Raw genomic sequence first — 19,844 nt, 5'->3', positions numbered from 1 at the left:
TTCTGGTTTACTTTAATTTGTCAATTAAAAAAGTGGCAAGATAAGCTTTTTCTTTTTGTCCCGACTTTACATATTTGTCGCTTAGCTTCCTGAGGTTAGTGGTGTCTTTATCAATGGCGGTAAGTTTAGCATACCATGGTTCAATGTTGTCTTTGTTTAAATCGCAAATTTGATTTTTTAATAATTCACTTAATTTAAGCGTCGGTACTTCTAATGTCCCTCCCATCACATAATTGTCAACGGTTTTTCGTATTTCTTTAATGTATGCCGAATGATGAGTGTTGTTTAAAATGATAACCGTATTTTTTTTATCCAGATACCTTTTGATGTATGAAAGGTTTCCGGCCCAGCTCCCGGTGTGGTATGCAATTTTTCCAATGCTGTCATGTTCTTTAATATGCCAACCGAACCCATAATCTGAATCGTCGTTTGTAGGTGGATGAGGAGTGAAAATCATAGCCTTGCTGTTGTCGTTAAAGATTTTTGAAGAGTAAAGGATGCTGTCCCATTTAATAAGATCTTCGATGCTTGATGATAATCTTCCTGATCCCAGACGCCCGCTTAAAAAGTAATAATAATATTTCCCTGAAAGCAATTCCGGTTTTACGAGTTTGCAGGAATCAATTTTAAACATATATCCGGGGGCATAATTGTGAGCTGTCCAGATACTGTCTCTGTCGTAAAAACCTGTGTGATTCATCTCAGCAATTTGAAAAATATGTTTATTTAAAAATACATCCAGTGGTGTGCCTGCTGTATTTCGGACAATTTCTGCGAGAAGAACATAACCTGAGTTTGAATATTTGTATTTTTCACCGGGCTCACTCAGAAGCTTTGGAGTTTCTGTAAAAAAGTAATTTAAAATATCATCATTGGCAGCTATACGTGTTGTGTCCCAGCTAACTTTAAAATAATCTTCATAATCGGCCAATCCTGAGGTGTGCGTTAACAAGTGCTTTATGGTGATGGCAGGATAAGGAAATTCTTCCCCCAGATATTTTTTGGCACTTTCATTAACATCTAACTTTTTCTGCTGATGTAATAATTGTATAGCTGCGGCGGTAAACTGTTTTGAAACGGAGGCTATTTCCATACTTGTAGAAGTGTGAAAAGGAGTGTTTTTCTCTATGTTGGCTGTTCCATACCCTTTTTTGAAAATTACTTTTCCGTTTTTTATGACGGCTGCAGCACCATTAAACATATTTTTTTGGTAAAGGGTAGTGAAAAAACGATCGAGGTTTTCATCATTACGGAACGGTTGCCTTTTATTGTCAGAAGGACTGTTACAGCTCGTTATAAGAGTAACCAGGCCAGAAGCAATAAAGAGGATGAGCAGGGTGAGAATTCTATTCTTCATGTGATCGGATTTTTTTCCATTTTGGGGGGTGTAGTCCAATTCCGGGTAGATTATTGGTGTAAATAATCCCGTTTTTAACGGCATGAGCCTTGTAAGGATCGTTCTTGATGCCAAGATTTCCATCGAGATCTATCCAGTCGGCCAGGGCTCCCAATTGACATGCAGCAGCAATGGCACATGAGGTTTCCGACATGCAACCTAACATGACTTTTAATCCCATCATTTTAGCAGTTGTAGCCATCTTGTATGCTTCCCGGAGACCTGTAGATTTCATGAGTTTTATATTGATAGCGTGATAATAATTGCTTGCAGACTGCAAATCAGAATGACGCTGAATACCTTCGTCGCCAACTATAGGTAGCGGTGAATGTGTCGCAAGCCATTGCATGTCATCGAAAGCTTTCCTGGGTAAGGGTTGCTCTATAAAGACTACATTTTGTTCTTTTAACCATTCAATCTTATCAAGAGCCGCCGACCTGTCTTTCCATCCCTGATTTGCATCTATGTATAAAGGTTTGTCAGTAGCTTTTCTGACCGTACTTATAATAGCTTCATCATTACCTCCCCCCAGCTTTATTTTAAGAACCTTGAATTTCTCAGCTTCATTAATACGCTTGGTAATATTCTCAGGGGTATCTATTCCTATGGTTTTACTTGTAGTAAGTTCTTTATTCGATAAACCAAAATAAGCATGGGTAGGGATGTTTAATATCTTACCAATAAGATCGTGGAGTGCAATGTCCAGGGCTGCCTTGATGGCGGGATTGCCCGGAGATATTTTGTCTATATAATCTAAAATTTCTTCAGCATTCAGGGGGTCTTTAAACGATGACAAATCAACCTGATTTAAAAAAGCGGTGGCCGTCTTTATACTTTCTCCATACATCGGAGGCATGGAAGCTTCCCCGTAACCTCTGAGATTTCCGTACTTAAAACGAACCAAAACTGCCGGGGTACTCGTACGAGCACCACCTGCAATTCTGAAAACATGTTTTTTGTATAAAATATAAGGTTTAAATGATAATTGTATCATTAGTAGCCGGGGTTTTGCGGTTCAATGTTCGGGTTGGCGTTTAATTCATTTAGCGGAATGGGCAAAATGAATTTATCATTAGGATAAGATGCGTTTATGATATTCTCACTCTGAATAATTCTCACATCCTTTTTATTCCTGTTCAAGTCAAATAACCGATGCCCCTCAAATGCTAACTCTTTTCTTCTTTCCAGTAAGATCCGGTCTGTTAAGGCTTCTCCTGTATCGGATATAGGTGCTGAGTTTATGTCGCCTCTTGAAGAGATGGTATTAATGTCTGTTTGCGCTTCGGCAATTTTGTTGGTTTTGGCATAGGCTTCCGCTCTGATTAGATATAATTCAGCCAGCCTTAAAATTCTGATATTGTCGTCATGCGATGTGCCTTTAGGGAATTTACCAACAAATAAAGCCGATTCTTCAGCTCCGGATTTAGCGCCTTCCACAATTACAGAAAGCCTTTTGTCTCCCGGAGCGTAAAGATTAAACAAATCATCTGTAACAAGTGCATCGGCATATCCGTCAGGATCAAAATAATGACCCAGGCTGTTGGAGCCTTCGTTGTCTGCAATGGTATTTACGATTTCAAAGATAGATTCCGGGTTAAACTTGTCTTCCCAAATCGAATTGTATGCGTCATTAGTAACGAGAGAAAAGTCGCCACTGTCAATAACTTCAGTACTGTATTTAATTGCATTTACAAAATCTTCCTGATAAAGGAAAGCTCTTGCGGCAAGAGCTTTGGCCGCATTTTTAGAAAATCTTCCGTCTTTTTTGGTGATCTTCATTTTGTTAATGGCCGAATTTAAATCCAGATTAATTTGACTGTATACTTCCTGAACCGTGTTTCTTGCGGGAGAAACTTCATCTTCGTTAACGGTATTCACAATCGGAACGCCTGTATGCGATGCGTCCGGAGTAAAGTTATAAGGCTGGGCAAAAAGGCGAATCAGGTCGAAATAAGCAAGTGCCCGTAAAGCATAACCTTCTCCTACCAATTGGTCAATCTGTTCCTGCTGACCTGTTGAAATGGCCTCAAGTTTTTCACCACCTGCAATAGCCCTGTTAGCGTTCACTATAACTTCATATAAAATGTTCCAGGTATTGTCGGCAAAAGTATCTTCTTCACTAACAATAAAACTGTCGTAATCAATATATCTTCCGGTATTTCTTGAACTCAGGAAAAGATTGTCGGCCATGAGTTCCGGAATTACATACATGGTTCTTCCGTAATAATCAGCACTTTGCAGCTTACTGTATACACCGTTGATTGCCGTTTGAAGGGTGTTTATATCAGTAACTGCATTTTCAGCAGCGACGTTTTGTTCAGGGTCGATTTCGAGGAAATCGCTGCTACATGATGTTGATATGGAAAAAACAACAGTAGCTATCAATATTATTTTTATGTATTTACTCATGATATTACTTTTTTAGAATGAAAAATCAACACCGAATAAGAACTGCTTGGATATCGGGATTCTTAAATCGGATTGTCCGTTAATGCCAACTTCAGGATCTACTTCAATAGTATCGTCTTTAACCCACGTTAACATATTGGTTCCTTTAATATAAAATCTAAGATTGTTGATCTTTAGCGTTTTAGAGATTTCTTCAGGCAAGGTGTATCCGAGAGAAATGTCGCGTAGACGTAAATAAGTTCCGTCATATAAAAACCTTGTTGAATGTTGGTTGGATCTCCCCGACTGTCTGTTGCCCCAAACTACTTTAGGAACATCTGTGATATCTCCGGGTTGCTGCCACCTGTTGTTGTAGATATTTTGTGTCATATTCCCTCTGTCGTTAAGTCCGGCGCTACCATCGCTGTTTGTGTACCGGCCCCAGTAGTCGTATACTTTATTGCCATAGTTCAGGTAGAACATAAAGGAGAAGTCGAAATTTTTATATGCAAAACTATTTGTCAGACCCGCATAAAACTTAGGAAGGGCACTTCCTTGTTTAAATGGTTGTGCTTCACTATAGTCGTTGGTGGTGGTGGTTTTTGTTTCGTCTGTATACCATAACGCATCTCCGTTATCAGGATCAACACCAGCATAGCCCGGCATGTAAAAAGTGTAAAAATCGTCTCCAACTTCCCGTATGTATTGATCGTCTACTATAGGTTCATCATCCTGAAGTTTTGTAATTTCATTTATGTTCGAAGTAAAGTTCAGATTAGTCGACCATAGAAACCCACCTTCACTATCGATGTTTACCGAGTTTAAAGCTACCTCCCAGCCTGAATTTTTCATTTCTCCGATATTAGCGAGATAGTTGGTAATTCCGTTGGTGGCAGATATAGGGACCCTGAATAATAAATCAGTAGTCGTTCGGGTGTAATATTCAACAGTACCATTAATCCGGTCAAATAAATTAAAGTCCACCCCCGCGTTAAAAGGTTTATTCTTTTCCCAGGTTAGTTGCGGATTCGATTGTTGACTATACGCATATCCGGGCTCTCCATCATAGTCTTCCCCGGTTTCATACAAGCCTCTGGAGGCAAAATCACCAATCTCCTGATTTCCGTTAATACCATAACTCGTTCTTAATTTAAGTCTCTTGATAAATCCGGAGTCTTCCAGGAAACTTTCAGAGCTGATATTCCAGGCGAATCCAACAGATCCGAAATTAGCATATCTTACATCAGATCCAAATCTCGAAGAGCCGTCTCTACGGGCTGTGATATTAAAGATATACTTGTTTTTCAACGTATAATTGGTATTGATAAAATAAGAAGCTATGGAAGATGCTGTTTTACTGCTCGAAGCTTCACGGTATACGGAGGCATTCTCCAGGGTTGTAAGTCCCGGTGCCCCGTAGTTACTTGCATATGCAAAAACGGAGCTTCTGGTTATTTTTTGAGCTTCTTGTCCGAAGATAAAGTTCAGGTTATGATCGTTATTAATATGCCACTTATACTTTAACAGGTTTGTGATGTTATAGTTGATGACCTTATTGTCAAAAGCTCTTCCTCGTCCTCCGTCGTTTCTGCCCAAACCGAAATAAGGGTTATCGTATCTGAATTCGTCAGCGAGGTTGAAGTCGATATTCCCTTTTGTCTCGAAGCTGAGGTTGTCATTAAATTTATAAGTAAGGCCAAGGTTTCCTAAAATTCCATAGAGTTTTGTTTCTCTTATGTTTTCATTGACAATCCCTACCGGGTTATAGGTAAGTAATATATCGGTGTTGTAACTTCCGTCTTCATTATAAACAGGTTCCCACGGAACAACTCTGTAAAGGGCCCTTACCGGATTCGAGGCATTCCCTGCATCGTCATTTGTATCTAACTTCTGATTACTCGCAGCGACTCCGAACTCGATATGAAGTTTATCAGTAGCCTGATGCGAAACGTTCACCTTTGCATTGAGTTTTTTGTAGTCAATTCCTATAATAGTACCCTGTTGCTCAAACAACCCCATTGAAGCGTAGAAATTTGTTTTTTCGCTACCACCACTGGCACTTAGATTGTATTGATGGTACTGTCCGTTTCTGGTAATAACATCCACCCAGTCAGTATCTACGTTCCGGTCTACTCTGCTATAAATGTAATCTTCAGCTTCTTGTGGAGTATCGCCATTATTTACACGGGCTTCTAAAAGTAATTCTAAATGTTGTTTTGAGTTAAGCGGACGAAGCCTGTCGGGCATAATCATACTGCTTACACCATATTGAGTGCTGAAATCAAATTTTGTTTTTCCTGTACGTCCTTTTTTGGTAGTGATCAGGATAACACCATTGGCTCCTCTCGAACCGTAGATTGAAGTAGCGGAGGCATCCTTTAATACGGTTACCGAGGCAATATCTTTCGGATTGATCCCTGCTATGGTATTCGAACTTGTGGCTATTTCAGCGATGTTCCCTGAAACTACCGGAATTCCGTCTACTACATATAACGGATCCGATCCGGCATTAATAGAACCGATACCTCTGATCCTGATATTGGGAGCTGCTCCGGGCTGACCGCTTTGAGTCGACATCTGGACTCCCGCAACATTCCCTTGCAGGCTTTCCTGGAATGATGCCAGTGGAGTTTCCTGTATCTTCTCTATATCTACATCCACAGCGGCGCCGGTATATGAAGATTTGCTTTGTTTGTCATAGGCCACCACGATAACTTCACTAAGTTGGTTGGCTTCTGGCTTTAGCGTTACATTATAAGTTGTTTTTGCCCTGTTTACAGTTACTGTTTCAGTTTTTAAACCGATGTAGGTAAAGACGATGACGCTTCCTTCAGGAGCAGACAGCTTGTATTTACCATCAAAATCGGTCTGAGTGCCTGTCGAGGTACCTTGAATCAGGATGTTAACTCCCGGCAAGGGTATCCCAGATTCATCGTAAACCGTGCCGTTAATTGTTATTTTATCTTGTAATACGGTAGTGTTAAGCTCTGAAAGAAGGCTTTTTTCAAGTCCCCGAATCATCCTTTTTGAATAGTTATCCTTGTAGAGAACAATGTTATGATCCAGGATCCTGTACTGAAGGGTTGTTTTTTCTAATACAGATTTCAATACTGTATTGATGTCGGAACTTTTTATTGCAGCGTCGATTTTCAGGTCCTCATTTACCATTTTATTGTTGTAAAAAAAGACATATTCTGTTTGCTTTTCAATAGACGACAGTATTTCTTTTAAAGAAGTATTGCTGTAATTTAAATCTACCGTTTGGCCATAACCAGTGGCACTGGAGGCTGATATTTTTACAATTGTGAGACACAAAATCAACGAGTAAATCTTCATGATACGGGTGAGTTTGCTGCATAAACAAGTCGAGCGTATAGCACGCCATGCAGCTTTTTGCTTTTTTTTCATAACTTTAAACAGTTTTAGATTGTTAAACCTTGTTTGACAATTAGAATCATTTGAAAAGGGGAGTGTGCCAGCACTCTCCTTTATGATTTGCTAATTGTTTTTCTTTAGTGTTATTGCATTGCTTTTTTTCTCATAGTTATAATTAATAGAGGAAGCGGTTTTTAGCATTTCTAATACTTCTTCTATTTTATCGAGTCTCTTAAATTTTCCGGAGAATGAATAGTCGTTTATGCTGTTGTCTTCAATACTGATTTTTACGCCATACCATCGTTCTATGCTCTTGATTACGTCAGACATAGGTGAATTGTCAAATACCAGCAAGCCTTGCTTCCAGGAGGTAACCTGAGACGTTTCTACCTCTTTTACATTTATGGTCTTTTCCTTTTTATTAAAAACAGCTTGTTGTTTGGGGACAAGTGTAGTTAGCGGACTGTTGTTGTTCTCTTCGTAAATTTCAACCTTTCCGGTTACAAGTGTTGTCTCTGTGGTATTGTCGTTGATGTATGATTTTACGTTGAAAGAGGTTCCCAGTACTTTTATCTTAATGTCGTTTTCTGTGTTAACGATAAAAGGTATGTCAGGATTTTTTACAACATCAAAGAATGCTTCTCCTTTTAGTTTTACCGACCTGTTTTCTGTATTGTATAGGGGGTCGATTATTAAAGTACTACCTGAGTTGAGGTAAATTTTTGTGCCGTCGTCTAATATAAACTCTTTCTGTTCTTTAGACAGCGCAGTGTGTTCAATCGGGATGTCAGTATTCAGAAAGTGATTGTTCAGGAAGATAGATGTCAGGATAAGAAACCCGATTATGAATGAAGCGGCAACTCCGTAGTAAAGTTTCGTCTTTCTTTTTGTTTTAGATTTAAAGCGTATGAATTCTTTTTGGGCATTTATATTTCTGTTTGATTCAAAACGCGCTACGTACCGGGCCTTTATTTTATGAAACCGGGCCTCGTTTTCCGGAGATTCATTAATCCAGGATATAACTTGCTGATGTAATGTTGCATCCCCTTTTTGCTCGATAAAATTTAGTAAATCTTTTTCCTTCATATATATAAGAACGATTTACATGGAGGTAACCCCTATGTTAAATTTGAAAAAAAGTGAAAAATATTGGTTTAAAGGAATAAGGTGAGGTATTCCTGAAGTTCACTTCGAAGGTGTTTCAATGCCTTGGATATTTGATTTTCAACTGTTTTATGAGATATGTTGAGTTCCCGGGCGATTTCCTTATGTTTTTTCCCTTCAAACCTGCTTTTAATGAAAATTTCTTTACAGGAAGGAGGTAGTTCATCTATTAATTGATTGACTCTTACAAAAAGCTCTTGTTCGATGAGTTGGGTAACGGGATTGTCTTGTAGGCCCCGTTGGTTAATGATAGCCCGCTCCCTTTCAATATGGTTTCGATATTTAGATCGCACTTTAATGTGTTTGAGATAATCTAAACAGTCATTTTTAACCATTTTGAACAAATAGGCGTTAAGATTGAGGTCTACAGCCAGGTTTGCTCTTTTTTGCCATATTTTATAAAAAATATTCTGGACGATTTCTTTGGCATCCTGGTGATTCTCAATATAGTTTATGGCAACATGATGAAGCTTTTCAAAGTAGAGATGGTACAGTGCTTCATAGGCAGTGTCCTCTCCCTTCTTTAATTTATTGATAAAAAAAGAATTATTTACCCTGTTTGTATTCAAACTTATAATTTAGTTAGCTGGCAACAAGATAAACATTTTTTCTATTTCAGCTTTGTTTAACCTAGGGAGACGGTGTTAAATTTGATTAGCGGAGGGGAGTCAATCATATAGAAAAAGGGTCACAATCTGTAATTATGACCCTTTTAAATTTTATAATAATTGCTTTTAAGAAACAGCTTTCAATTTATTGATCGTTGATTTGGTAAGCTTTTCTTCAGCATAATTTTTGTCTACATGGAATGAAGATTCCTTTGCAGTCGGTAACTCGAACATGGCATCGGTAAGTATGGTTTCGCAAAGCGATCTCAGACCCCGGGCTCCGAGTTTGTATTCCATTGCCTTTTCAACAATATATGCCAGGGCATCATCGCTAATGGAGAATTCAATGTCATCCATTTTAAAGAGCTTGGCGTATTGCTTGATAATGGCATTTTTAGGTTCTGTAAGAATAGCTCTTAATACATCTTTTTCCAAAGGGTTCATATGGGTCAATACTGGAAGGCGCCCGATGATTTCCGGGATCAGTCCGAATTCCTTCAGGTCCTTAGGGATGATGTACTGCAAGAGATTCTTATTGTCGATAACATCTTCGCTTTTTGAGGCGCTGTATCCGACAGCCTGCATGTTTAAACGCTTGGAAATAACACGTTCAATCCCATCAAAAGCACCTCCGGCAATAAACAGGATGTTTTCTGTGTTTACTTCTATGAACTTTTGATCCGGATGCTTTCTGCCTCCTTTGGGCGGAACATTAACAGTAGTCCCTTCCAGGAGTTTTAGCAAAGCCTGCTGAACCCCTTCACCCGAAACATCCCTCGTAATAGAAGGGTTGTCACTTTTTCGGGCAATTTTATCGATCTCGTCAATAAAAACAATACCGCGTTCAGCTTTTTCAAGATTGTAATCTGCGGCCTGTAACAAGCGAGTAAGTATACTTTCTACATCTTCACCTACATAACCGGCTTCAGTCAATACTGTCGCATCTACAATAGCCAGGGGGACGTTGAGCATTTTAGCGATGGTACGGGCCATTAATGTCTTACCGGTTCCTGTTTGTCCGACCATGATGATATTGCTTTTTTGTATTTCAATATCGTCTTTGGAATCTGGTTGCAACAATCTTTTGTAATGATTGTATACAGCAACAGATAATACTTTTTTGGTAACGTCCTGTCCGATGACAAACTGATCCAGAAATTCTTTGATCTCGATCGGTTTTTTCAAGATCAATTCTGATGATAGTTCAGATGCCTTGCTTTGTTTGGACTCCTCCATTACAATACTGTATGCCTGCTCGATACATCTGTCGCATATATGTGCATCTAAACCGGCAATCAGCAGATTGGTTTCAGGTTTTTTCCTTCCGCAGAAGGAACATTCTAATTCTTCTTTCGCCATCTTTTTTACATTTATAATGAATTACCCTCTGGTGAGCACTTCATCAATCATTCCGTATTCTTTAGCTTCATTGGCCTTCATCCAGTAATCACGATCGCTGTCCTGGTAAACCTTGTCGTATTTCTGGTTTGAGTGCTTGGCAATGATATTGTATAGTTCTTCTTTCAGTTTCAGAATTTCTCTGGCCGTAATTTCAATATCACTTGCCTGTCCTTGTGCGCCTCCTAATGGTTGGTGAATCATCACTCTCGAATGAGGAAGAGCAGAGCGTTTACCTTCTTGACCTGCACATAACAATACTGCGGCCATTGAAGCTGCAATACCCGTACAAATGGTAGCTACATCCGGTTTTATAAACTGCATGGTGTCGTATATGCCCAATCCGGCATATACACTACCGCCCGGAGAGTTGATGTATATTTGAATATCTTTAGAAGAGTCGGCACTTTCTAAAAACAGCAATTGCGCCTGAATGATATTGGCGATCTGGTCGTCGATACCTGTTCCCATGAATATAATTCGATCCATCATTAATCTCGAAAAAACATCCATTTGTGCAACATTCAGCTGACGCTCTTCAATAATGTATGGGGTCATGCCAACAGGAGTGATGGCACTTACCAGTTTATCGTAATACATGCTGTTAACACCGTGGTGTCTGGTTGCATATTTTTTAAATTCTTTACCGTAGTCCATATATGGTTATTTTTTATAAAAAAGGCGTTAATACAAAGTTTAACGCCTTAAAGATAATTATTTTTATAATCTATTAACCGTAAACTTCCTTTACAAAGTCATTATAAGAGAGTTCTTTGGTCTTAAGATTGGTATTTTCCTTATAAAAAGTGATCAATTTTTGACTCATTAGCTGATCTGATAACCTTTTAACCTCTTCCTGATTAGAAAGCACACGCTGAGCGATATTCTCTACAGCCTCTTCTTCAGGTTCGGTCTGACCAAATTGAGCCATTTGCATCTTGATGTAATCTTTGGCAAAATCTTTAAGTTCTTCAAAAGTTACCTGAAGATTATTGTCTGTGATGATTTTTCCTTCAATTAATTGATATCTTAACCCTTTTTCGGATTTTTCATATTCTTCGCTTGCCTGCTCTTCTGATAGTGCTTGTTCTCCGGTTTCCTGAATCCATTTTTTTAAGAATTCAGCAGGAAGATCGAATTTGGTGTTTTCTACCAGGTACTCCGTAACATCATTAAGAAGTTTTTGGTCTGCTTGCTGAACGAATTGTTTCTCTGAATCTTCTTTTATTTTAGCCTTCAGCTCTTCAGCAGAGGTAACTACATCCGCTCCGAACAGTTTGTCGAAAAGTTCCTGGTTAAGCTCTGCAGGCTCCCTTTTGTTAACTTCTTCAATAGTGAAATGAACAGTAATGTCCAGCCCGTGCGCATCGTCGTGTTCAACTTTCAGGTACTGGATCAGATCATGGTCGTCTTCAAAAAGACCTTTAGTGCTTAATTCCACAACCTCACCCACTTTAGCTCCTGTTAAAGCTTTAACAGCTTTTTTGCTTTTTATTTTTTCTAAAGGAAGTGTCGTTTTGTTTTCAATCTCTTTTTCTTCGTTAGCAAAAACACCGGTAATTTCATCGCCTTCCTCTACGGTGTCTTTAGCAACCAGCTTACCGTATTGCTTCTGGATACGATCTACCTGTTCGTCGATCATTTTGTCGTCAGCAATGATATTGTAATGAGTTATTGCTTTTTTACTCTTTAAATCTATTTCAAAAGATGGAGCAAGCCCTAATTCAAATTCAAAAGAAAAATCCTCGGCATCCCAGTTGAGGTTGTCCTGTGCTTTAGGAAGCGGATTTCCTAATACATCCAGTTTTTCTTCAGTTAAATATTTGTTCAAAGCTTCTTGTAGGAGCTTGTTTACTTCGTCTACTAAAACAGCTTTACCGTATTGCTTTTTTACCATTCCCATAGGTACGTGACCTTTTCTGAATCCTGGGATATTGGCATTCTTACGGTAATCATTTAATATTTTTTCAACGTTATCGCTATAGTCTTCTTTTGCTATGTCAACTTTTACAATCGCATTCAGCTCATCAATGTGCTCTCTAGTAATGTTCATTTTTAAAATATAATTTAGTCGCTTAAAACGGTGTGCAAAAGTATAACATTTTAAAAAGCTGAGCAACTTTTTAACTGGCTGAATTTCAAATGATATGTTAATTTATTTGTCTTCTTTTAAAATGGAAAACAGGATGGATTGTAAAAATGAAAGTAATAAGCTAAACAATAATGCCCACCATATGTTGGACACATCGAAACCACTTACAAGTTTGTCTGCAAGAATTATAATAATGGCATTGATAATCAGCAGGAATAGACCCAGGGTAAGAATGGTGACCGGGAGGGTGAATATGATCAGGATAGGCTTTACGATATAGTTTAACAGTCCTAATACCACCGCAACGATTATTGCAGTAGCATAGCTGTCTACTGATATGCCTCCTAAGATTTTAGCTAAAATAACGACTGCAAGAGCGGTTAGTAATACGCGTAAGATGAGTTTCATAGTCTGATTTTTTTGTTTGATGTAGCCTAAAGATATAAAAAAAGCGCTTTCGGTATAAGAAAGCGCTTGTTAATTATGAAATGGTAATTCTATTTAATAAAAACTGTAGGATAGTTACCCGGTTCTACAACAGGTATTGTAGCATTGTATTTAGTATTGATTGATTCGATAAAAGAATTTGCGATAATGGCATAGCCCCGTGAGGTAGGATGTACCCCGTCCAGTGAAAAGCCACCGCCACTTGCATAGGTGTTGGTAACAGTTCCGCCATTAAATACGATGCCTTCTTCTGAAAGCTTGTTAAGCATGGATTCCATATCGACAAAAGCGAGGTCGTATTGGTCTGCCAGTGCTCGAATGGTGTTATTGTACATTTGCTGTATGTTGGTGATTTCTTCAACTTCAGCTTCGATTAATACTTGCGAATCATTAAGCGGGACTCCCACTCCGATCACTGAAGAAGGGTTATTGGGATCGGCGAGTGTTCCGAGTACAGAACGGGTTGTTAAAAGGATCAGGTCTGCTCCGGTAGCTTGTCTGAGATTTTGGAATGCCGGATTTAGTGCAGACAGGTCTGTTAGTGTTTCATCAAGAATAACGATAGGGTTTTGTCCTTCTCCGAACTGGATAGTTCTTTGAGCCAGTTCTTCAGCTGAAATCAACCCTCCGGCATATGCTAGTTGTAACCCGCCGTTATACTGGGCATAAGCCTGGTTGACCTGCGCAGCAGTTGCGGCATCCATCGGAATAGCGTTGTATGGAACTGTAGTAAAAAACGGAATGGCAGTTACATTCGGTAAGTTGGCAACGGCGCCTTTGGCACTATTGCCGGTAAGACCTTGTAGCAGGCTGTTGTATACATTCGCAAAAACATTCGGGTCTGTGATATCATTCCCTCCATAAGTAGCCGGGTTTAAGTTCCCTGTCTGGTTAACGCCTGTTCCCCCCGAAGTGGCATAACCCAGGATGTCGTTGTTTCCGATCCATAAAGTGAAGAATGATGGAGACTGGCTTACGGCATCTTCGAGTACTGAGGCATCAGGAGTCGAGGCCATGCGAACAAAATAAGGATTGGCTGCAGCCGGAAAATTAGCAATATTGCCGTATCCGTTTGCAACTAAATGGTAGCTTTTAGCTCCCGGTACCCCCATGTTGTTGAACGGGCCTTCTAATATGTTGGTAACCTCTGTGGTCGGGGTATCCTCCAGGTTAACAGGTGCAGGGTTGGCAGGATCGGTATAATCCAATACCATTCTGGTACTGGCAACTTGCTGCCCTGATAAGACAAGGCCGCCTGTATTATCATTAACCAGTGGCTGATTGAAAGAGCCGCCACCGGCGAGGGAGAATTGTCCTGCCATAATGTTCGGGTATGAATTCTGCTGTCCTTGTAAGTAAAGAGTTCCGTCTGCGTACCCTGCCGTTAAAGAGTTTCCTACCGAAACATAGTTAGAGAAATCGGCATCTCCGCTGGTATATGCATTGTTCTCGTCTACAGGATTCTTGAATTCAGGCTCACATGCAAAGAATGCCGTGGCACTGATGAGAATATATAATGTTTTTTTCATGATCTTGTCTTTTTACTCGATGATCGAGATGATTTACTTTTAACGATTAGAATTTATAAGAAACGCTCAAGCCGGGGATAAAGGCATTGTTCTTGTATGTCCCCCCGAAAGATGAAGTCTGTCCATTGCTTTCAGGGTGGTAATCGTAACTGGCATCAACTTCTTCAAAATGGATGTATAAAAAGGAAGCATCGATGGCAAAATGACTGTTAACGTTAAAAGTTAAACCGGCTGTAAAGTTATCGGAATCATTTCTGGGGGTCTCAGGGGCAAAATACCCTTCCTGTACCGGAGATTCGTCAAAGTAATACCCGCCTCTTAATGTAAATTGTTCGTTGGCCTTGTATTGAGCCCCGAAACGGTAGGTAGTTGAGTTTTTGTAATTTCTGGGATTAACAGATTCGATCCCGTTGCTGAACGACAGGTTTAAGCTCTCGTATGTACTCCAGTAGGTCCTGTTAAGGTCGAAAGCGAAAAGCCATTTGTCGTTAACCTGGTATGAAGTACCGACAGTGAGTTCCGCAGGAAGGGGTAACGTGGCATCAAAGGTTCCGTCTGCAAACTGGCCTTGCAGGCCTTCAGGAACATTTTCAAAATCAGCAGTCCCGTTTTCGGCCTCCATCTCAATTTCTGAACGATAGTTCATGCCTATAGTCCATTTTTCAGAAGGTCTGAATGTTATTCCAAGCGTATAACCCCAGGCATTGATTCCTGTTTTTTCAATTGATACGTTTGCGCGTTCACCTCTCAGGTCTGTCAGTGACCTGTCCAGGTTTCTGGTGAAGTTAACGCTTCCGGTAGCGAAAATGGGCCCTCCGCCAATACTCATTTTATCGTTGATTTTGATTGCCACCGTAGGTTGGATGAATATAGATTGTAGCTCTATTTCTTGTATCAAGTGAGATCCCTCCCAGTTTTTCGGGTATTCAACACTACTCCCGTATGGGGTGTATGCGCCCAATCCCACGCTTAACCAGTCGTTAACCTTATAAGCAACATATGCATTAAAAGGAGTGCTTACGGGATTGTCTGCCTGTGAGCTCCAGCCAAACTCGGAGTTCTGAAAACTAATGTTTGAAAAAATAAAGTTAGCCCCCAAGCTGGCACTGAATTTATTCTCTAAAAAGGCCATCCCGGAAGGATTGAAGAATACGGTTTCTGTACTGTTTAGAACGGCAACACCTGTGTGTCCCATAGCCAATTGCTTGTTTCCTTGCAATGCAACTCTGTAGCCTCCCGCAAACACCGAATAACCGGCGCAAAGCAGTAGGGTAAAAAGAATACTTCTCTTCATTTAAATTAAAGTTTTAAAAAGTTGATAATTTAGCTAGTCATTCAGAAAATCTAAAACTGTTTTAAAGAACATTTTAGGGTTTTCTGCATGTAACCAATGCCCGGCATTGGTGATGGTGGTGGTGGTGGCTAATGGAAAATGATCTTTGATGACCGGGTCATCAATTGGTTGTATATAGTCAGAATTGCCGCCTCTTAAAAAAAGGGTCTTCCCTGAATAGGAGGCTTCTTTTGGGAGCGCAACACCAACCTGATTTACTTTTTCTGTTAATGTTTTAAGGTTGAACCTAAAGCCTAACGTTTCTTTTTCTTGCCAATATAAGTTTTTTAATAAAAACTGCCTAATTGATTTTACCTGAATATGCTTCGCTAGTTCTTTGTCGGCTTCTGTTCTGGAATGAATATGGCTAAAGTCTAAAGCGTTTAATCCTTCCAGGATATCCTGGTGATGTGGAGCGTAATATCTTGGAGCAATGTCGGCAACGATCAGTTTTTCGACCTTTTCAGGGTGTTGAGAGGCAAAGAGCATGGCGGTTTTACCTCCCATCGAATGTCCTAGAATACTGGCTTTTTCAATATTGTGGTGATTCAGGTAGTTCAGCAGGTCGCCAGACATGTCGTCATAACTGAATAGGTCAGAATGGAAGCTTCGCCCGTGATTCCTTTGGTCGATAAGATGTACCTGAAAGCCGTGCTGTGAGAATTCGGAGCCAAGAGTTTTCCAGTTGTCTCCCATACCCAAAAAACCATGAAGGATAATGAGTGGTTTTCCTTCTCCTATAATCTTAGCGTGTAGTAATTTCATGAGTTTAATTTGCCTAAGTACAGTTGGATCACATTTTCAAGACCTAAATATAAAGATTCTGATATCAAGGCATGGCCAATGGATACTTCGAGCAGGCCGGGGATTTTTTCTTTAAAGAATTTCACGTTGTCAAGACTTAGGTCGTGTCCCGCATTAATACCCAGTCCGGCTTTACCGGCTGCTACAGCGGCATCGATATATGGTTGGATGCCGGTTTTGTTTCCTTCGGCAAATGCATGGGCGTATGCTTCTGTATACAGCTCTATTCTGTCGGTGCCGGTTTCAACAGCCCCCACAACCATTTCAACGACAGGATTCACAAAAATGGAAGTGCGGATATGGTTTCTTTTGAATTCTGATATCACTTCCTTCAGGAAATCCTTGTGTTTTACAGTATCCCAGCCCGCATTTGAAGTGATCGCATCTTCGGCATCGGGAACTAAGGTTACCTGCGTAGGCCGTATTTCAAGAACGAGATCTATGAAGCTTTTGATAGGGTTCCCTTCGATATTGTATTCGGTTTTAACAACTTCTTTGAGATCGCGGGCATCCTGATATCTGATATGGCGCTCATCAGGTCTTGGGTGTATGGTGATACCTTCGGCTCCGAAACTTTCAATATCCTTGACGGTTTTGATTAAATTTGGAACATCACCCCCTCTTGAGTTCCTGAGAGTGGCAATCTTGTTGACATTTACACTAAGCTTGGTCATTTTAATTCAATGATTATAAAATTACGATAACAAAAATACAAAGTTATCATAAGCTGTTTTATGTTATGAATGATTATTTTCCGCGACTTAAAAGCTATAGGGATAGGGGGTAATTGCGGATATATTATAAATTGTAATTTTTTATAGGGTAAATAGTTTTAATACAACCTAATTTTAATTAATTTGCTTGTAGAATAAATAGATGATGAATATTCTTTCTTATATAAACAACGATATCGTGCCGATTTCACCGAACCTGACCGTTAACATGGTTTGTGAAACTTTCGACGGACACACCTTCACCCATATGCCGGTGGTAGAAGATGGGTATTTACTGGGGAATATTTCGGAAGATGATATCAAGGGGTGCGATGAAGAAAAGCTGGTTAAGGACTATCAGTATGCACTTGACGCTTTTTTTGTACGTAAGGACACGAACTGGATCGATGTGCTCGAAGCTTTTGCGCAAAACAACGCGAACATCATGCCGGTTATAGACGACGATAACGTTTATGTCGGGTATTATGAATTGATCGACATAGTGGGGTTGTTTAAAGAAACGCCTTTTTTAAATGAACCCGGAGGAATTCTTATTATAGAAAAAGGATCGCAGGACTACTCCTTCAGCGAAATATCCCAGATAGTCGAGAGTGATAACGGTAAACTGCTCGGTGCTTTTATTTCCGAGATCCGGGATGAAGTAACCCAGATCACCCTGAAGGTTGGGAATATAGGTTTAAATACCGTGATGCAGACTTTTAGACGGTATAACTATAACGTCGTTTCCGGAAATGACGATGATATATATCTGGAAGACCTTAAAGAACGTTCTAATTATTTGAAAAAATTCCTGAATATTTAATGCAGACATGAAAATGACTCCCATCTTTGTAGCATGAACAAGGGGAGGCAAATATTCTTTTGTCAAAACAAATACATATATAACAGATGAAAGTCGGAATCTATGGTCAGTATTATCAGGATGAATTAGAAATATACCTGTACGAATTATTGGCAGAATTAGCTGATAATGATGCAGAGGTATATTTTGAGGCAGATTATCTGTCGGATATTAAAAGGAAGATATCTTTTGAAGGCTCGTATAAAACGTTCAAAGAATTTGAAGACCTGGATAATTCCTTTAGTCTGTTCTTTAGTATCGGGGGAGACGGTACCATGCTGAGAAGTATTTTGTATGTAAGAGACCTGGGCATCCCGATTATAGGAATAAATGTCGGCAGGCTTGGTTTTTTGGCAACAGTTCAGAAAGATCAGATAAAACAGGCCGTCAGGTCATTGGTTGAGGGACATTATGAAGTAGAAGAAAGAAGTTTGCTGCAAATAGAAACCCTTCCTTATAATAAAGAGGTGGGCGAAGTTAATTTTGCACTGAATGAAATGGCGGTTAGCAGGAAGAATACCACCTCAATGATTACGGTATCCACCTGGCTGAATGATGAATATCTAACCTCCTATTGGGCAGATGGACTTATCGTTTCCACCCCGACAGGATCTACAGGATATTCCCTTAGCTGTGGGGGGCCTGTTATAACTCCTGATACAAATGCATTTGTTTTAACTCCCATAGCACCGCATAACCTTAACGCCCGTCCGTTGGTGATTCCCGATAATACCGTAATTAAGTTAACGGTGTTCGGGAGGTCTGCAGATTATTTACTGTCGCTAGATAGCAGGATAGCAACTCTGAGTAATGAGACCGAGATCTATATAAAGAAAGCACCATTTACGATTAAAATGGTGGAACTGAAAGAAGAAAGCTTTCTGAAAACCCTTCGAAAAAAGCTCTTATGGGGGGAGGATAAACGTAATTAAACAATAAAAACAAATAAAAATTGTTTTTAGTACGACATTAATTGCACTAAATATCCTTAAAGAAATCATAATTTTTATATTTGCAAACCTCTGAAACTTATGAAAAAGAGCATTTTAATAATATTCGTTAGTTTTTTAAGTACGATGGCCTCAGGCCAGACCTACGAAATCGGGCCTTTTATAGGTGGTAGTAACCTGATTGGCGATGTCGGAGCCGATAATTACATTCGCCCGAATAAGCTAGCTCTTGGTTTGGTTGGGAAGTGGAATGTCAGTACCCGGTACTCGTTCAGGGGGAGTCTGACCTATTCAAGGCTTCATGCAGATGATGGTAAATCAGATATGGTGTCGAGACGGCAAAGAGGATATGAAGTAGATGCCAAGCTGTTGGAAGGTTCTTTGGGATTGGAGTTTAACTTCTGGGAGTTTGATCTACATAGTTTTAGTAAACCTTTTGTGCCTTATATATATAGTGGGGTTTCTGTATTTGGTCATGATTTGTTGTATTTTCAGAATGGAGAAGCACAAGATTACGGAAATCACATTACATTTGCAGTCCCGATGGTTTTGGGGGTAAAAGCCAAAGTGACACAGCATTTTGTATTAGCTGCGGAAGTAGGAGCCAGATATGCATTTACAGATGCTATAGATGGAAGTAACCCCACGGGAAGTTTAGAAGATAATATAGGTTTAAAGTTTGGAAATATAAATAGTGACGACTGGTATGTGTTCTCAGGGCTGATCCTGACATATACATTTGGCAGGAGGCCGTGTTACTATTGTCCTCCGGATTGATGTTGAGA

17 protein-coding genes are annotated in these 19,844 nt (G+C 39.7%); 3 read left to right on the top strand and 14 right to left on the bottom strand.

Features of this window, described 5'->3' with window-relative positions; genetic code table 11:
* Positions 1-7: 7 nt before the first annotated feature.
* The 14 genes from MQE36_RS02195 to MQE36_RS02130 form a co-directional block, all read right to left on the bottom strand.
* Positions 8-1,357: a serine hydrolase domain-containing protein gene (locus MQE36_RS02195; RefSeq protein ID WP_242937569.1), complete on the bottom strand. Its 1,350-nt coding sequence runs from the start codon at positions 1,355-1,357 to the stop codon at positions 8-10.
* Positions 1,347-2,390, bottom strand: a complete 1,044-nt coding sequence (locus MQE36_RS02190) for a dipeptide epimerase (RefSeq protein ID WP_242937568.1) — start codon at positions 2,388-2,390, stop codon at positions 1,347-1,349. The genes MQE36_RS02195 and MQE36_RS02190 overlap by 11 nt, the downstream gene beginning before the upstream one ends.
* Positions 2,390-3,805 (bottom strand): RagB/SusD family nutrient uptake outer membrane protein, encoded by a 1,416-nt coding sequence (locus MQE36_RS02185; protein WP_242937567.1) that lies wholly within the window; start codon positions 3,803-3,805, stop codon positions 2,390-2,392. Before MQE36_RS02185 ends, MQE36_RS02190 begins: the two co-directional genes overlap by 1 nt.
* Before the next feature lie 12 nt (positions 3,806-3,817).
* Positions 3,818-7,192 (bottom strand): SusC/RagA family TonB-linked outer membrane protein, encoded by a 3,375-nt coding sequence (locus MQE36_RS02180; RefSeq protein WP_242937566.1) that lies wholly within the window; start codon positions 7,190-7,192, stop codon positions 3,818-3,820.
* 90 nt (positions 7,193-7,282) lie between these two features.
* Entirely contained in the window at positions 7,283-8,245 is a 963-nt protein-coding gene (locus MQE36_RS02175) for a FecR family protein (protein ID WP_242937565.1), read from the bottom strand.
* A gap of 68 nt (positions 8,246-8,313) precedes the next feature.
* Positions 8,314-8,892 (bottom strand): RNA polymerase sigma-70 factor, encoded by a 579-nt coding sequence (locus MQE36_RS02170; RefSeq protein ID WP_242937564.1) that lies wholly within the window; start codon positions 8,890-8,892, stop codon positions 8,314-8,316.
* A gap of 165 nt (positions 8,893-9,057) precedes the next feature.
* Positions 9,058-10,290, bottom strand: coding sequence for an ATP-dependent Clp protease ATP-binding subunit ClpX (gene clpX, locus MQE36_RS02165; protein ID WP_242937563.1), 1,233 nt, complete (start codon positions 10,288-10,290; stop codon positions 9,058-9,060).
* 21 nt (positions 10,291-10,311) lie between these two features.
* Complete coding sequence (gene clpP, locus MQE36_RS02160) at positions 10,312-10,986, bottom strand: ATP-dependent Clp endopeptidase proteolytic subunit ClpP (RefSeq protein ID WP_242937562.1); 675 nt, start codon at positions 10,984-10,986, stop codon at positions 10,312-10,314.
* A 73-nt stretch (positions 10,987-11,059) separates the two neighbouring features.
* Positions 11,060-12,382: a trigger factor gene (gene tig, locus MQE36_RS02155; RefSeq protein WP_242937561.1), complete on the bottom strand. Its 1,323-nt coding sequence runs from the start codon at positions 12,380-12,382 to the stop codon at positions 11,060-11,062.
* Between the two features lie 102 nt (positions 12,383-12,484).
* Entirely contained in the window at positions 12,485-12,829 is a 345-nt protein-coding gene (locus tag MQE36_RS02150) for a phage holin family protein (protein ID WP_242937560.1), read from the bottom strand.
* Positions 12,830-12,918: 89 nt separating this feature from the next.
* Positions 12,919-14,397, bottom strand: a complete 1,479-nt coding sequence (locus MQE36_RS02145; RefSeq protein WP_242937559.1) for an SGNH/GDSL hydrolase family protein — start codon at positions 14,395-14,397, stop codon at positions 12,919-12,921.
* 46 nt (positions 14,398-14,443) lie between these two features.
* Complete coding sequence (locus tag MQE36_RS02140; RefSeq protein ID WP_242937558.1) at positions 14,444-15,691, bottom strand: OmpP1/FadL family transporter; 1,248 nt, start codon at positions 15,689-15,691, stop codon at positions 14,444-14,446.
* A gap of 33 nt (positions 15,692-15,724) precedes the next feature.
* A complete protein-coding gene (locus MQE36_RS02135) occupies positions 15,725-16,495 on the bottom strand; it encodes an alpha/beta fold hydrolase (RefSeq protein ID WP_242937557.1) in 771 nt (256 codons plus the stop codon).
* A complete protein-coding gene (locus MQE36_RS02130; protein WP_242937556.1) occupies positions 16,492-17,208 on the bottom strand; it encodes a pyridoxine 5'-phosphate synthase in 717 nt (238 codons plus the stop codon). The genes MQE36_RS02135 and MQE36_RS02130 overlap by 4 nt, the downstream gene beginning before the upstream one ends.
* Positions 17,209-17,410: 202 nt before the next feature.
* Here MQE36_RS02130 and MQE36_RS02125 point away from each other — a divergent pair, with 202 nt between their 5' ends.
* From MQE36_RS02125 to porG, 3 genes are all read left to right on the top strand, one after another.
* Complete coding sequence (locus tag MQE36_RS02125; protein WP_341461484.1) at positions 17,411-18,070, top strand: CBS domain-containing protein; 660 nt, start codon at positions 17,411-17,413, stop codon at positions 18,068-18,070.
* Between the two features lie 86 nt (positions 18,071-18,156).
* A complete protein-coding gene (locus tag MQE36_RS02120) occupies positions 18,157-19,041 on the top strand; it encodes an NAD kinase (protein WP_242937555.1) in 885 nt (294 codons plus the stop codon).
* 99 nt (positions 19,042-19,140) lie between these two features.
* Positions 19,141-19,836: a type IX secretion system protein PorG gene (gene porG, locus MQE36_RS02115; RefSeq protein WP_242937554.1), complete on the top strand. Its 696-nt coding sequence runs from the start codon at positions 19,141-19,143 to the stop codon at positions 19,834-19,836.
* The last annotated feature ends 8 nt before the right edge of the window (positions 19,837-19,844 follow it).

The organism is Zhouia spongiae (assembly GCF_022760175.1).
GTDB classification, from domain to species: Bacteria; Bacteroidota; Bacteroidia; order Flavobacteriales; family Flavobacteriaceae; genus Zhouia; species Zhouia spongiae.
Note: the sequence above shows the minus strand (reverse complement) of the source record. Positions and strands in the feature narration are given on the sequence as shown.